The organism is Serratia sp. Res13-Sevr-LER1-36-b (assembly GCF_015673035.1).
In the GTDB taxonomy this organism is placed as follows: domain Bacteria; phylum Pseudomonadota; class Gammaproteobacteria; order Enterobacterales; family Enterobacteriaceae; genus Chania; species Chania fonticola_C.
In genome coordinates, this window is record NZ_JADACK010000031.1 from 17,667 (window position 1) to 32,174 (window position 14,508).

General features: G+C 53.6%; 12 protein-coding genes. 5 read left to right on the forward strand and 7 right to left on the reverse strand.

The annotated features are described in order from the left end of the window. Positions 1–72 precede the first annotated feature (72 nt). Positions 73–558 carry a heme-binding protein gene (locus tag IMQ33_RS19905; RefSeq protein WP_065683994.1) on the forward strand — a complete coding sequence of 162 codons (486 nt, stop codon included), beginning with the start codon at positions 73–75 and terminating at the stop codon, positions 556–558. A 226-nt stretch (positions 559–784) separates the two neighbouring features. Here the strand turns inward: IMQ33_RS19905 and asd are convergent, their stop codons facing one another. Next, positions 785–1,891: an aspartate-semialdehyde dehydrogenase gene (asd, locus tag IMQ33_RS19910; protein ID WP_065683993.1), complete on the reverse strand. Its 1,107-nt coding sequence runs from the start codon at positions 1,889–1,891 to the stop codon at positions 785–787. 328 nt (positions 1,892–2,219) lie between these two features. On the opposite strand from asd, the gene IMQ33_RS19915 reads away from it, so the two are divergent. Continuing rightward, on the forward strand, positions 2,220–2,813 hold the full coding sequence (locus IMQ33_RS19915) for a YhgN family NAAT transporter (RefSeq protein WP_021181749.1): 594 nt from the start codon (positions 2,220–2,222) through the stop codon (positions 2,811–2,813). Positions 2,814–2,856: 43 nt separating this feature from the next. Here IMQ33_RS19915 and gntT read toward each other — a convergent pair whose 3' ends face one another. Continuing rightward, a complete protein-coding gene (gntT, locus tag IMQ33_RS19920; protein WP_024482775.1) occupies positions 2,857–4,173 on the reverse strand; it encodes a gluconate transporter in 1,317 nt (438 codons plus the stop codon). Between the two features lie 307 nt (positions 4,174–4,480). Between gntT and IMQ33_RS19925 the strand changes: the two genes are divergently transcribed. Then, positions 4,481–4,987, forward strand: coding sequence for a gluconokinase (locus IMQ33_RS19925; protein ID WP_196061840.1), 507 nt, complete (start codon positions 4,481–4,483; stop codon positions 4,985–4,987). 36 nt (positions 4,988–5,023) lie between these two features. Here the strand turns inward: IMQ33_RS19925 and gntR are convergent, their stop codons facing one another. Both gntR and IMQ33_RS19935 read right to left on the reverse strand, forming a co-directional pair. Then, positions 5,024–6,019, reverse strand: a complete 996-nt coding sequence (gene gntR / locus IMQ33_RS19930) for a gluconate operon transcriptional repressor GntR (protein ID WP_065684044.1) — start codon at positions 6,017–6,019, stop codon at positions 5,024–5,026. A 134-nt stretch (positions 6,020–6,153) separates the two neighbouring features. Then, entirely contained in the window at positions 6,154–6,849 is a 696-nt protein-coding gene (locus tag IMQ33_RS19935) for a pirin family protein (RefSeq protein WP_021807425.1), read from the reverse strand. 387 nt (positions 6,850–7,236) lie between these two features. On the opposite strand from IMQ33_RS19935, the gene IMQ33_RS19940 reads away from it, so the two are divergent. Then, positions 7,237–7,734 carry a GNAT family N-acetyltransferase gene (locus tag IMQ33_RS19940; RefSeq protein ID WP_161712915.1) on the forward strand — a complete coding sequence of 166 codons (498 nt, stop codon included), beginning with the start codon at positions 7,237–7,239 and terminating at the stop codon, positions 7,732–7,734. Positions 7,735–7,806: 72 nt separating this feature from the next. Here the strand turns inward: IMQ33_RS19940 and iolE are convergent, their stop codons facing one another. From iolE to iolD, 3 genes are all read right to left on the reverse strand, one after another. After that, the gene (iolE, locus tag IMQ33_RS19945) at positions 7,807–8,703 is read right to left on the reverse strand and encodes a myo-inosose-2 dehydratase (protein WP_196061841.1); all 897 of its coding nucleotides are present in this window, start codon (positions 8,701–8,703) and stop codon (positions 7,807–7,809) included. Positions 8,704–8,764: 61 nt separating this feature from the next. Continuing rightward, a complete protein-coding gene (locus tag IMQ33_RS19950) occupies positions 8,765–9,778 on the reverse strand; it encodes a Gfo/Idh/MocA family protein (RefSeq protein WP_065683989.1) in 1,014 nt (337 codons plus the stop codon). 113 nt (positions 9,779–9,891) lie between these two features. After that, entirely contained in the window at positions 9,892–11,832 is a 1,941-nt protein-coding gene (gene iolD / locus IMQ33_RS19955) for a 3D-(3,5/4)-trihydroxycyclohexane-1,2-dione acylhydrolase (decyclizing) (protein WP_196061842.1), read from the reverse strand. 594 nt (positions 11,833–12,426) lie between these two features. Between iolD and iolC the strand changes: the two genes are divergently transcribed. Then, positions 12,427–14,367, forward strand: coding sequence for a 5-dehydro-2-deoxygluconokinase (iolC, locus tag IMQ33_RS19960; protein ID WP_196061843.1), 1,941 nt, complete (start codon positions 12,427–12,429; stop codon positions 14,365–14,367). Positions 14,368–14,508 lie beyond the last annotated feature (141 nt).

The following is a 14,508-nucleotide window of genomic DNA, read 5'->3' on the forward strand; positions in this document are numbered from 1 at the left end:
GACAATAGATTACGTCAATGACACCCTCTATTCTCTTTGTTACACCAAGGGTCTATTCAGGAGCAAGCCAAGATGAAACGTATAATCTCATGCGCCATTTTATTTAGCAGTATGCTGTCATTCACCAGTACAGCCAGTGGCATTCTGACCGAAAAGAATCTCTCCCTAGAATTGGCTGATAAGTTGGCGCAAAGTGCTATCCAGGCCTGTAGCGCCAATAACTACAATGTTGCCGTTACCGTTGTAGACCGTGCCGGAATTCCTCTGGTTATCAAGAGAATGGATAACGCTGGTCCTCATACCGTGGAAGCCAGCCAGATGAAAGCATTTACCGCACTGACCACCAAAAACCCTACCGAAAATGTAATGAAAAATGCCCAGGCAAATGCTGGAGCAGCAAATCTACGTGATATCCCTGGATTTTTATTACTGGCCGGTGGAGTACCAGTGAAAAGCGGTGAAGAAGTCGTTGGCGCTATTGGTGTCGGCGGCGCACCAGGTGGACACCTTGATCAGCAATGCGCACTTACCGCATTAGAAAAGGTGCTGACGAAATAACACGGCGGACTTGAATCGGTACCCTGTTTCAATGACATACCGCCAGGCAGGTGCCACACAGCCCCCGCATTACGTTGCCCCCTATCGACCTGTCCCCAAAGTACGGCCTTGGGGATAACCAACATGTGCGTTTTGATAATGCTATCCACATAAAAAAGCCCGCTTTTCAGCGGGCTATCGGGATTTTTGCAGCTTAGTGATTCTTCATGCCACGCAACTAAATATCCTACAGCAAGATACGCAACATGCGACGTAGCGGTTCGGCCGCGCCCCACAACAGCTGATCGCCAACGGTGAAGGCGGAGAGGTATTCCGGCCCCATATTCAGCTTGCGCAGACGACCAACTGGCGTGTTCAAAGTACCGGTTACGGCAGCAGGCGTCAGCTCACGCATGGTCAGTTCGCGGTCGTTAGGGATCACCCGTACCCAATCGTTGTGCGTGGCCAACAGTTGCTCGATTTCCGGCAGCGGGATGTCTTTCTTCAGCTTCAGGGTAAATGCCTGGCTGTGGCAGCGCAGAGCTCCGACGCGCACACACAAACCATCAACCGGGATGATGCTTGACGTGCTGAGGATCTTGTTGGTTTCCGCCTGGCCTTTCCACTCTTCGCGGCTTTGGCCGTTATCCAGTTGCTTGTCGATCCAAGGGATCAGGCTGCCCGCCAGAGGAACGCCAAAGTTATCGGTTGGCAGCTTACCGGAACGGGTGGCCTCCGTGACTTTACGTTCGATGTCCAGGATCGCCGAGGCCGGGTCCTGCAACTCCTTCGCCACATCCGCATGCAGCATGCCCATCTGAGTCAACAGCTCACGCATATGGCGCGCACCGCCGCCAGAGGCAGCCTGATAGGTGGCAACAGAGGCCCACTCCACCAAGTCGTTGGCAAACAGACCGCCCAGCGACATCAGCATCAGGCTGACGGTGCAGTTACCGCCAACAAAGGTCTTGATGCCTTTGTTCAGCCCTTCCTGGATCACCGCATGGTTGACCGGGTCGAGGATGATAATCGCATCGTCTTTCATACGCAGAGAAGAGGCCGCATCGATCCAATAGCCCTGCCAGCCGGTAGCCCGCAGCTTTGGATAGATTTCATTGGTGTAATCGCCGCCCTGGCAGGTAATAATAATATCGAGAGCGCTTAATGCTTCGACATCATACGCATCTTGCAGCGTGCCTTGCTGCTGACCACCGAAAGCCGGGGCGGCAGCACCGAGCTGCGAAGTGGAGAAGAATACCGGGCGAATGGCGTCAAAATCGCGCTCTTCAGTCATGCGTTGCATGAGAACCGAGCCGACCATACCACGCCAACCAATGAAACCAACGTTTTTCATATTTACTGTCCTGCCTTGGAGGATGACTATGCTCTATACCCTTTCAGGAAGGATATGAGATAGAGTTAAGTTATATGTTGTGTGCAATATCTACCCACCTTACAAAAAGTCGGCGCGAGCGCAAAGTGAATTTATTCGATGAACAAACAATTCTCAGCAATGCCGCTTATACCCGTCGTCTTTCAAGCTGCAGCGTTGTTACCTGCACTTGCTCACCCCAGCCACTTACTAAACGTAAGCTCCTGGGGATGAGTAAGCTTGTCGCCTAGCTGCAGCTTGAAATCCATAGGGTAAATATCGGTCGTTTTTTCTGATTTTGAGGCCTTAAATGACAGAAATGATTGCGGCAACGGTGTTGCTGTTTTTAATTATGGATCCGCTGGGTAACCTGCCGATTTTCATGTCAGTGCTGAAACACCTGGAACCGCGCCGTCGCCGGGCGGTGGTGATCCGCGAGTTACTGATAGCTTTGGTATTGATGCTGATCTTCCTGTTCGCGGGCGAACACATTTTGGCGTTCCTTAACCTGCGCACCGAAACCGTGTCGATCTCCGGCGGGATTATCCTGTTCCTGATCGCCATCAAGATGATTTTCCCTTCTCAGGAGGGCAGCGGTAGCGATCTTTCCGCCGGAGAGGAGCCTTTCCTGGTGCCGCTCGCCATTCCGTTAGTCGCCGGGCCGTCGATTCTGGCAACCTTGATGTTGCTTTCACACCAGTACCCCAACCAGATTTCGCATCTGGTCGTGGCCTTGCTGATTGCCTGGGGATTGTCGGCGGCGATCCTGCTGATGTCGAACGTGTTCCTGCGGTTACTGGGGAGCAAAGGGGTGAGTGCACTGGAACGACTGATGGGGTTGATTCTGGTGATGCTGTCCACCCAAATGTTCCTGGACGGCGTTCGGGCCTATCTGAACCTTTAGCAGCCAGGGCGCAGCAGAGACTGCTGCGCCCCACCGTTAAAACTTAAACCACCATCGCCAACAGCAGGCAGCCAATCAGGCCGCAGACTGAAATGATGGTTTCCAACACGGACCAGGACCTAATGGTTTCCATAATGGTCAGGTTGAAATACTCCTTGAACAGCCAGAAGCCTGGATCGTTAACGTGAGAGAAAATCACGCTGCCCGAACCAACGGCGATAACCATCAGCTCCGGGCTAGCCCCGGTGGTAGCAATCAGCGGAGCCACAATGCCCCCGGCGGTGATCGCCGCTACGGTCGCGGAACCCAGTGCAATACGCAGCACTGCGGCAATCGACCAGGCCATCAGGATTGGTGACACGTCGCTGCCATGCATGATGCCAGCAATGTATTGCTCAATGCCGCTGTCCACCAGCACCTGTTTGAACGCCCCGCCACCGCCGATGATTAACAGCATCATGGCGATGATTTTGATGGAGTCGCTGACGGTGCCCATCACTTCGTCCATGGTGCGGCCGCGGTTCAGGCCGAAGGTAAAGATGGCAATCAGCACCGCGATCAACGTTGCCATTACCGGGTCACCAAAGAACTCGGCGTAGGACAGGAATGGATGGCCTTTAGGCAACACCATTTCCGCCACGGCACGCAACGCCATCAGGATCACCGGAACCAGTGCAGTCGCTACGCTGACGCCAAACCCAGGCATTTCTTCTTCGGTAAAGGTTTTTGGGTTATATAAACCGACCGGAACCGGCTTATCGATTCCTTTCAGGAAACGGGCATACACCGGGCCTGCCAGGATCACGGTTGGGATCGCCAGCAAGGTGCCATACAGCAGGGTTTTACCCATGTCCGCATGGAAAATGGTAGCAATGGCCGTTGGGCCTGGGTGCGGAGGCAAGAAACCGTGGGTAACGGACAGCGCCGCAGCCATTGGCACGCCGACATACAGCAGCGGGATACGCGCAGAGGCAGCAATGGTAAACACCAAAGGCAGTAACAGCACGAAGCCCACTTCGTAGAACAGGGCAAAACCGACGGTAAAACCGGTCAGCACGATGGCCCATTGGATATGCTGTTTGCCGAACTTGTCGATCAGCGTGGTAGCAATCCGCTGTGCACCGCCACAGTCCGCCAGCAGCTTACCGAGCATGGCACCAAAGCCCATGATCAGCGCCAGACCACCCAGCGTTCCGCCCACGCCTGCCTTGATGGAACCAATCACTTTGTCTACCGGCATTCCCTGCATGATACCAACCGCCAGAGCGACCAGAATCAACGAGATAAACCCGTTCAGCTTAAAGCGGATCATCAGCAGCAGCAGCATGGCTACGCCGATGGCAACAATCACTAGTGGCATAATTTTTCTCCAACCCTTTTATCACTTGGCCTCTTTACGCAATGGCAGCGAAAGAAGGTGCTTTATTTTATTGTACGACCCGATCCTGGTGGTCTAAATAGGCAGCTGAGTACAGTGGTATAACCAATGGATGCAGATTGCAGCCCGCCACGTGGCGACATGAAAACGCCGGACATGTTCCCTGTTCTATGCTGTGTGATGACAATCACATCTCCATTTGTTACCCGTATCATGATACCGGTAACATGATAAGATCCGGAACCAGGTAACCCAGCAAAATTCGCATTCTGAGATAGAGATCAAACTTATGGCGGGAAAAAGCATCATCCTGATGGGCGTCTCCGGCAGCGGCAAATCCACGATTGGCGCGGCGGTAGCACGGGAAATCAAGGCAAAATTTATTGATGGCGACGATCTGCATCCACGCGCCAATATCCAGAAGATGGCCAGCGGCCAGCCGTTGAATGACGAGGACCGAGCGCCTTGGCTGCAACGCCTCAATGACGCGGCGTACAGCCTTAATCACAAGAACGAAAGTGGGATTATTGTCTGCTCGGCGTTAAAGCGCCGCTACCGCGATCTGCTACGCAAAGACAATGACAATATGGTGTTTATCTATCTGAAAGGTAGCTTCGAGGTGATCCTGGGCCGTCTGCAAGCCCGCTCCGGGCATTTTATGCCCACCGAACTGCTAAAAAGTCAGTTTGAAGCATTAGAAGAGCCAGGGGCCGACGAAAAAGATGTGATTTGCGTGGATATCGATACAAACGTTGAAGGCGTAGTTGGCCGCTGTGTCGCAGCGCTGAAGCAATAAACCAGCCGTGCTGGGCGCTGGCTATTGCGCCCAGGTTCAGATGCTGCCACCGGGTGCCACGGTGAAACCCACGTCTACCATACGTGGGGAAACAACTTCTCCACGCAGCCGTGCCAACAGGCGCTCAGCGGCGAGCTGGCCCATATGCTCACGCGGTGTCAATACGCTCGCCAGTTTTGGCACCATCACCTGGCCGATATCGTGGCCGTGGAAACCGGCAATCGCCATATCCTGCGGGATAGATAACCCCTGGCGCTGGCACTCGAATGCCGCACCGATCGCCAGGTCATCGTTGGTACAAAAGATACTGTCAACCTGCGGATAATCGCGCTGTGCCTCGCGCAACATCTCACCACCAGCCGAATAGGAAGAAGAACGTGCGGTCATGATGCTGTAGGCTTCAAGACCAGACTCACGCATGGCCTGTTCGTAGCCCTGCTGTTTGATAATGGTGCGTTCATCCTGGCGCGCGCCAAAGTACACCACATGACGATGGCCGCGAGCGATGATCTGCTGGGTCATTTGGCGGGCCGCTTCAAAGTTGTTGAACCCGACCGCCAGATCGATACAGGGTGAGACACAGTCCATCAACTCCACCACCGGGATGCCTGCAACTTCAATCATCTTCAGGGTACGTGCGGTATGGTGGCGTTCGGACAGGATCAGCCCATCGATATTATAAGAAAACAGCGATGTCAGACGCTCTTCCTCACGCTCCGGCAAATAGCCGTAGTGCGCCAGCATGGTTTGATAATTGTGTGCATCGGTAACGCTTTCGATACCCCGCAACACTTCGGCAAATACCTGGTTGGTCAGCGACGGCAGCAATACGCCGATCGCCCGGCTGGTCGCATTGGAAAGGATATCCGGGGCGCGATTGGGAATGTAGCCAAGTTCGTCCAGCGCTACCGCAATTTTTTGCTGTAAAGCGGCAGAAACCTGATCGGGATTGCGCAAATAGCGGCTCACCGTCATTTTGGTGACGCCAACCTGATCTGCAACATCTTGAAGCACCGGCCGTTTTTTCTTCATTATCACTGAACTGGCTAACCGTGAATGGGCGGCCATTTTAGCAAATAAAACGCCTTTCCGATATTGTTGGTTATCCGGCCAGCAGACACAAAAAAGGCCCGGTATTGCACCGAGCCCTCGCCATTACTCTGTCATCACACCGGTGGCAGATCGAACAGTAGAATCTCGCTGTCTTCATCGGCATGGATAGACAGCGCTGTCTCATCCCAGATGGCAAAAGCATCGCTAATACCCGCTTTGTGGCCATTGATAGAGACATTGCCATGCACCACCTGGATCCAAACGCGGCGTTCTGCCTGGATTGGATAAACGGATTGCTCGTCTTTCTTCAGCGCCCAGCGAGACAAAGTCATATCCTGGAACACCTTCAGCGAACCTTCGCGAGCGTCTGGCGACAGCACCAACTGGCGGCCCTGAGGCGCATCAAACATCCGTTGCTCATAACGTGGCTCCAGCCCAACCTGATCCGGAATAATCCAGATCTGGTAGAGATGCAATGGCCGATCGCTATTGGCATTGTACTCGGAGTGACGCACACCGGTCCCTGCACTCATGATCTGGAACTCACCGGCATTGATCTGTTCTTTGTTGCCCATGCTGTCCTGATGCTCCACCGTGCCGCTCAGCACGTAGGTCAGGATTTCCATGTCTTTATGGGGATGAGTACCGAATCCCTGGCCTGCATCAATCACGTCTTCGTTGATCACCCGCAGCGCCGAGAATCCCATAAAGTCGGGATCGTAATAGTCGGCAAATGAGAAAGTGTGCCAGCTGTCGAGCCAACCATGATTGGCATGACCGCGATCTTGTGCCTTACGTAAATAAATCATATTCAACTCTCCTCAACGTTTTCTACAGTCTAGACCTGACGGAGGAATATGAAAGCGCAAAAATCTCACCCCTCTGTTCAAAAAATTAGGTGGAGTTTGGCAGCCAGTCGCAAAGGGTTTGTGGGATGGGTTAGCCGCTGAATTTGGGCAAAAAAAAAGCCAGCACCCGAGCTGGCTAAGTAAACACTGGAAGCAATGTGAGCAATGTCGTGCCTTCAGCAAACAGTATCAAAGGTTGATACTCTCTCTGAACGCATGACAATAATAATCATTATCATTCGCACCTGTAAAGCGTTTTTTTGACCAATGGGAAATTATATTGACTCAGGGGAGTAAACGGATAATTTGGGAGGTTATTCAAACGGTAAACGCGAAAGAGAGGAAAAAATGAGCGAGATTGTAGTTCGTCACGTGGAAAGTAACGATGCTGAAGCCTTGCACCAGCTATATTCCCACCCGACCGTTTACCGTGACACGCTACAACTACCGCTACCGTCAAAAGCCATGTGGCAACAGCGTATTGCTAACGTGCAACCCGGAACCTACAACATGGTGGCCTGCATTGACGATCGCGTGGTGGGGCAGCTGTTCGTGGAACTCAACCAGCGGGTACGCCGCCGCCATGTGGCCACTATTGGCATTAGCGTGGATGCCGGTTATCACGGTAAGGGCGTTGGCAGCGCACTGATGAAGACGATGATCGATATTTGCGACAACTGGGCCGGTATTGAGCGCATTGAGCTCACGGTGTACACCGACAATCAGGGTGCCATAGCGCTGTATCGTAAGTTCGGTTTTGAAATTGAAGGCACCAGCCGCCGCTTTGCCATGCGCGATGGCGAGTTAGTGGATGCCTACCATATGGCCCGGTTTAAAACCCCGTAATCAGAACTGCTTTGTCGGTGGGGCGCTCATACCAACGCCCCACCCGTTAGACTCAGCAAACCAATAACTGACTTAAAGCCCGGCCGTTTCGCGAATATAACGGCGCGCTTTCACTGCGTATTCAAAAGGGTTGGCCAACGCCGGATCCTGCTCAGCTTCCACCACCATCCATCCCTTATAGCCACGCGCATCCAGCAGCTTGAATACCGGCCGGAAATCGATCACGCCATCCCCCGGCACGGTGAAGGTGCCTTTTTTCACCCCGTCCAGAAAGCTCAGGTGCTTGGCCTTAACCTCTGCCACCACCTCATCACGCACGTCTTTCAGGTGCACATGGTTGATGCGCGGCAGGTATTTCTCCAGGATTGCCAACATTGCCTGTTGGCTGCCTTCGGAGTAATAGGCATGCCCGGTATCAAACAGCAGGTAAACATCGTCGTTCACCATGCTCATATAGCGATCTATCTCTTCGGCAGTCTGGATGCCCGTGCCCATATGATGGTGCAGGCAGACCTGCATCCCCTTTCCGGCGGCAATTTTCGCCAGCTCGTTATATCCCTGCGCCACCCGCTGCCACTCTTCATCGCTAAAATAGGGTTTCTCTTCAAATACCGCCTTGGTGGTGCCCTGAATGCTCTTACTCTGCTCGGAGCAGCCAATCACTTTGGCCCCCATCGCATGCAGGAAATTCATGTGGTTAACAAACTCATCGATGGTCTTTTCCTTCAGCCCATCGGCAAAGAACGTGCTGAACCAGGCATTACAGATCTGGATCCCGCGGATGTCCAGCATCGGTTTCAGCACCTCGGGATCGCGCGGGTATTTGCTGCCCACTTCGCTGCCGGTGAACCCGGCCAGCGCCATTTCGCTGACGCACTGCTGGAACGTGTTCTCGTCCCCTAACTCAGGCATATCGTCATTCGTCCAACCAATCGGGGCGATTGCCAGCTTTACGTGGTCTTTGTTCATTTTCAGCCTCAGTCATGTAGGCACTTACCGGCTATCTTTCCCACCGGCGTGGCCTGGAAAGTTATTTGCCATAGAAGCCAGGGCGAGCGGGCAAGGTCACTGGCACCACTTCACCGCTGTTCTGCGCGGCGATACAGGCATCTGCCGCCACCGCAGCCGCAAAGCCATCCCAAGCAGAAGGCCCGGTGAGCTTGCCGGCCTGGACGTCATTGATAAAGGCTTGCAGCTCAACGTCATAAGCACCGATAAAGCGGTCTTTCCAGTCAACCAGGATCTCGGTGGACAGTTTGGCACCGCTACGCATTTGCACCGCGGAAGGTTCTGGCAGCTTGGCGATGCCGGTTTCCCCCACCACCTCACACTGAATGTCGTAGCCGTATTGGCAGTTAACAAAAATTTCGACGTCAATACGGGTGCCCTTGGCCGTTTCCATCAGCACAATTTGCGGGTCTCTCAAATGTGGCAAGGCTTTGCTGCTCTTACGTGGGAAAACCACCTGTACCGAAACGTAATCATCGTCCAGCAGCCAACGCAGGACGTCTAACTCGTGAATGAGCGTATCGGTTATGGCCATATCCGTGGTGTAGGCTTCACCGACCCTTGGGTTGCGGTGGGCACAGTGCAGCATCAGCGGCTCTCCGATCTGACCGCTGGTCAGCACCTGTTTCAGCGCCCGGTAGCCCTGATCGTAAGGACGCATAAAGCCCACCTGTACCAGGCGTTTGCCATGCTTGGCTTCGGCATCCACGATGTTCTTGCAGCCCTGTGCCGTAACCGCTAGCGGTTTCTCGCAAAATACCGGTTTACCTGCGGCAATGGCGGCCAGCACAAACTCTTCATGGCTCGGCCCCCATGACGTGACCAGCACCGCCTGTACGTCTGAAGAGTTGATCAGATCGTGGGCATTGTCATAAACCTTGGCGTCCAGTTTCAGTTCACTGACCACCTTGGCCGCACTGTCTCGATTGATGTCATTCACCGCAACCACGCGGCTACCCTGCAACACCTGGCTACAGCGGCGAATATGATCCCTACCGATAGCGCCGGTACCAATAACCCCAATGTTCAATGTCATTTTCGTTATCCTCATGGACTGTAAACGGCAGACGCAAGGTCTGAGGTAGATCCGATTGTTTATGTGAGCGCGGCGTTCTCAGCCGCACCTACGATTGCCAAGGCATTGCGTTATCAGTAGTCGCGGGCTTTATCGATGTTCTCTTGCAGCTTGCGGGCGACGGCGATAATTTTTTCACTTTCGGCCACCTGGGCACCGCCCACGCGCCACCAACTGAGATATTTGTGCACCATGGTTTTTGGCAGCACTTTGATATCCAGCAGGGTAGAAACCTGTTGCTTGCGGGCATCTGCCAGCGCTTCGATCAGCTGTTGTTCGGTAGTTATGCTGTAGGTTTTGCAACCATAGGCCGCTGCCAACATCGCAAAGTTGACCGGAACGAGCTTGCCATCCAATTTGCCGCCTTGCGGATTACGGAAGCGGAACTCGGTGGTATAGCTCCCCATGCCGTGCTCTATCTGCAGGTTGTTGATGCAGCCGTTGGTCATGTTATCGAACAGCACCACGTTGATCTTGCAACCTTCCTGGATCGAGGTGACCAGCTCAGAATGCAGCATCATGAACGCCCCATCCCCTACCATGGCGTAAACTTCGCGTTGTGGCTCCGCAAGCTTGACGCCTAACGCGGCGTTAACCTCATAGCCCATACAGGAGTAGCCGTATTCGACGTGATAGCCGTGCTCACCCCGGTTTTGCCAGACACGCTGCAGATCGCCTGGCAAACTGCCAGCAGCGGCAACGATGACGCTATCCTGCGGTAAATGCTCATTCAGCACCCCCAGCACTCGGCTTTGGGTTAATACGGAGTCGGTTTTTTCGATAAACTCGGCAAACACCTGTTCACGATCGAGGCTATCGTCGATTTCCGGCACAAAGCCTTCGCCGCTATAGGTCACTTGATAGACACGCTCGGTCTCTTTTTGCTGTTCACCCAGCGCCTTGCTGATCGCGTCTTGCCAATCGGCACGATAATCCGCCTGAGCCAACAATGGGCTGAGAGAGGCCAGCGCCGTACGGGCATCCGCCAAGACTTGCAGACCGTCCAGCTTGCCAGCATCAAACGTGCTGACGTTGATATTAAGGAATTCCACATCCGGATTTTGGAATAACCATTTGGACGAGGTGGTGAAATCGCTGTAACGGGTGCCGATGCCGATCACCAGGTCTGCCTGCTTCGCCAGCGTGTTGGCCGCCAGACAGCCGGTTTCACCGATGCCACCCACGTTATAAGGATGGGCAGAAAGCACCGTACCTTTACCTGCCTGAGTTTCTGCAAACGGAATATGGAAGCGTTCAGCAAACTGCTGCAACGCCTGCCCAGCCTGCGAATATTTCACCCCACCACCACAGATTATCAACGGCTTGCGTTTACCCACCAGCAACGCCAAAGCATCTGCCAGCGATCCTTGGCTGGCCGGACGACGTTCAAGGCGATGCAGCCGTTTATGGAAGAAATAGTCTGGGTAATCGTAGGCTTCGCCCTGAACGTCCTGCGGGAGGCATAGCGTGACAGCACCGGTTTCTGCCGGATCGGTCAGCACGCGCATGGCATTAATGCAGGCGCTCATCAGCTGTTCCGGGCGCACAATGCGATCCCAATATTTACTGACGGCGCGAAATGCGTCGTTGGTGCTGATGCTTAAATCGTAGGGTTGTTCGATCTGTTGCAATACCGGATCGGGCTGGCGAGAGGCGTACACATCGCCCGGCAGCAGCAGTAGAGGAATGCGGTTAGCCGTGGCAGTGGCCGCAGCGGTGATCATATTGGCCGCACCGGGGCCGATGGAAGAAGTACAGGCGTAGATCTGCTGGCGCAGCTTCTGCTTGGCAAACCCGGTAGCAGCATGCGCCATCCCCTGTTCGTTGCGCCCCTGATGCACCACCAGATCGCCACAGTCTTGCTCCAGAGCCTGCCCCAGGCCGAGGACGTTACCGTGGCCGAAAATGGCGAAGATACCCTTTACGAATTTGGTTTCGACACCGTCTACCAGCAGGTACTGATTGTCGAGAAATCTGACCAATGCCTGTGCCATGGTCAACTTGATCTTACCCATTTTACTCACCCTTTCATTTGGCGTTATCCCGAGCCTGCTGCAGATGGTGATTTGCAAGCAGGCAGGTGTATCCGAGTGGCGTAGCGCTGACTTTCGTTACACAAAAGCAGTGATAATCTTGTCTGGGTTGTTACACACTGCTCATGCAATAAGCGGTTTGAAACGTGCATTGATTATAAACAAATATATTTTTCATAAAATATCAATACAGAAAAAACATTTCATTTTGCGATAAAGATCGCATATTACCAAACCACCCAGGTTACAGTTATTTATATAATTCAATTAATTAAGTAATAAGTCGTCATAACTCTCTTTCGAACGATGCGCTCACTCGACGATCGAGCCTGCAGCCATCAAGATGGCGCTCGCTTGTGCAGAAATTTCATCAAGTCACTGTTATATAAATAATAATACACTAGGTCGGCAGACCATCCGTTGTAGGCCGCTCTTAAATGCATCACATTTACGGGGTGTAAATTTCATTTCATATTGAAATTGAAATTTTTATTCCTCATACTTCGAACTATGCTTCCTACATAGCTCCTTTACCGGGTCGCAATCGGTTTTGCTTAATGACAGAAGGAAACGGGTATGGCCACACAACAAAAACAGCTTGATGTCATTTGCCTCGGGCGCATCGCTGTCGATTTCTATGCTCAACAAATCGGCGCACGCCTGGAAGATGCCAGCTCATTCGCCAAATACCTCGGCGGCTCCTCTGGCAACGTGGCCTATGGCACCGCGATCCAAGGGTTAAAATCCGGCATGCTGGCTCGCGTAGGGGATGAACACATGGGCCGCTTTCTGCGTGAAGAACTCCAGCGCGTCGGCGCGGATACGCAGAGCCTGATCACCGATAAACAGCGTCTCACCGGCCTGGTGATCCTGGGCATCAAGGATCAGGAAACCTTCCCGCTGATTTTCTACCGTGAAAACTGTGCCGACATGGCGCTGACACCTGAGGATATCGATGAAAACTACATCGCATCATCACGGGCTTTGGCGATCACCGGTACCCACCTTTCCCACCCCAAAACGCGCGCAGCGGTGCTTAAAGCGTTGGAATACGCCCACCGCCACGAGCTGCGTACCGCATTGGATATCGATTATCGGCCAGTGCTGTGGGGATTGACCTCGTTAGGCGATGGCGAGACCCGCTTTATCGAATCGGAAAAGGTGACCCGCGAGTTGCAGGAAGTCCTGCACCATTTCAATCTCATCGTGGGGACTGAAGAAGAGTTCCATATCGCTGGCGGCAGCACCGATACGCTGATCGCGTTGCAAAACGTCCGTAAGGTCACCCAGGCAACGTTGGTGTGCAAGCGAGGGGCGCAGGGGTGCTCGGTATTTGAAGGAGATATCCCCACCGATTGGCAGCAAGTCAAACTGCATTCTGGCGTTCGCGTTGACGTTTTGAACGTGCTCGGCGCAGGTGATGCCTTTATGTCTGGCCTGCTACGTGGCTATCTGAACGATGAGGGTTGGGAGCAGGCTTGCCGTTACGCCAATGCCTGCGGTGCACTTGTGGTGTCACGCCACGGCTGCGCCCCGGCAATGCCGACCAAGCTGGAGCTGGACGATTACCTGCAACGCGAACAAGAGGTGAAACGCCCGGATCTGGATGCCCGGCTGAACCACCTGCACCGCGTTACCACACGAAAACAGCAATGGCCTGAACTGTGCGTATTCGCTTTTGATCACCGCAAGCAGTTGGCAGAGATGGCGCGAGAGGCGGGAGTGAGTACAGAGCGGATCCCACAGTTAAAAACGTTGTTGTTGGCCGCCGCACAGGCTGCCGCTGCCGAAGCGGGGTTACACGGCAACAGCGGCATTCTGGCAGATACGACCTACGGCCAGGCGGCATTGAATGCCATTACTGGCCAGGGCTGGTGGATTGGCCGCCCGGTAGAGCTGCCAAGCTCCCGCCCTTTGCGGTTGGAGCACGGTAATATTGGCTCGCAGCTGATCGACTGGCCCCAAGAGCACGTGGTCAAATGCCTGGTGTTTTATCATCCACAGGATGCCGAAGCGCTGCGCCATGAGCAGGATGAGCTGATCGTTGACGTGTATCGTGGCTGCTGCAAATCGGGCCATGAGCTGTTGCTGGAAGTCATTTTGCCAGAAGGTCATGCCGACAAAGACGAGAGCAACTATCTACAGGTGATGGAACATTTCTACCGGTTGGGCGTTCTGCCAGACTGGTGGAAATTGCCGCCGCTTAGTGCCGCCAACTGGCAAAAAGTGGGTGAATTGATTGAAACTCACGACCCATTCTGCCGCGGGGTGCTAATCCTCGGGCTAGACTCTCCACAGGAAACGCTGAAAGCCGGGTTCGCCGCAGCCGCAGATGCCCACTGGGTAAAAGGCTTCGCGGTTGGCCGCACCATTTTTGGCACTTCTTCACGCCTTTGGCTACAAGGTGAGATCGATGACGCCGGGCTGATCGAACAGGTGAAACAGAAATACCTGACGCTGATCGGTTTCTGGCGGCAATATCGCCCGCAGCCTGCGAGTAAAACCAGCCGTAGTTAAGCTGGCGTGGTTAACGAACCTACCCCTTAAAGTGATTTTCGCTGCTTTAAGGGGATTTTTTTGCCCATTTTCTGTGAAGTAACGCAACTGGCGACGAAATAAATCGCTTTTTGTAGAAATGAAATGTCCACTCCATCTGTT

Excerpts from the sequence above, each read along its gene's own strand:
- IMQ33_RS19905 (WP_065683994.1), top strand. The coding sequence starts at position 73 with ATGAAACGTATAATCTCATGCGCCATTTTATTTAGCAGTATGCTGTCA.
- asd (WP_065683993.1), bottom strand. The coding sequence starts at position 1,891 with ATGAAAAACGTTGGTTTCATTGGTTGGCGTGGTATGGTCGGCTCGGTT.
- IMQ33_RS19915 (WP_021181749.1), top strand. The coding sequence starts at position 2,220 with ATGACAGAAATGATTGCGGCAACGGTGTTGCTGTTTTTAATTATGGAT.
- gntT (WP_024482775.1), bottom strand. The coding sequence starts at position 4,173 with ATGCCACTAGTGATTGTTGCCATCGGCGTAGCCATGCTGCTGCTGCTG.
- IMQ33_RS19925 (WP_196061840.1), top strand. The coding sequence starts at position 4,481 with ATGGCGGGAAAAAGCATCATCCTGATGGGCGTCTCCGGCAGCGGCAAA.
- gntR (WP_065684044.1), bottom strand. The coding sequence starts at position 6,019 with ATGAAGAAAAAACGGCCGGTGCTTCAAGATGTTGCAGATCAGGTTGGC.
- IMQ33_RS19935 (WP_021807425.1), bottom strand. The coding sequence starts at position 6,849 with ATGATTTATTTACGTAAGGCACAAGATCGCGGTCATGCCAATCATGGT.
- IMQ33_RS19940 (WP_161712915.1), top strand. The coding sequence starts at position 7,237 with ATGAGCGAGATTGTAGTTCGTCACGTGGAAAGTAACGATGCTGAAGCC.
- iolE (WP_196061841.1), bottom strand. The coding sequence starts at position 8,703 with ATGAACAAAGACCACGTAAAGCTGGCAATCGCCCCGATTGGTTGGACG.
- IMQ33_RS19950 (WP_065683989.1), bottom strand. The coding sequence starts at position 9,778 with ATGACATTGAACATTGGGGTTATTGGTACCGGCGCTATCGGTAGGGAT.
- iolD (WP_196061842.1), bottom strand. The coding sequence starts at position 11,832 with ATGGGTAAGATCAAGTTGACCATGGCACAGGCATTGGTCAGATTTCTC.
- iolC (WP_196061843.1), top strand. The coding sequence starts at position 12,427 with ATGGCCACACAACAAAAACAGCTTGATGTCATTTGCCTCGGGCGCATC.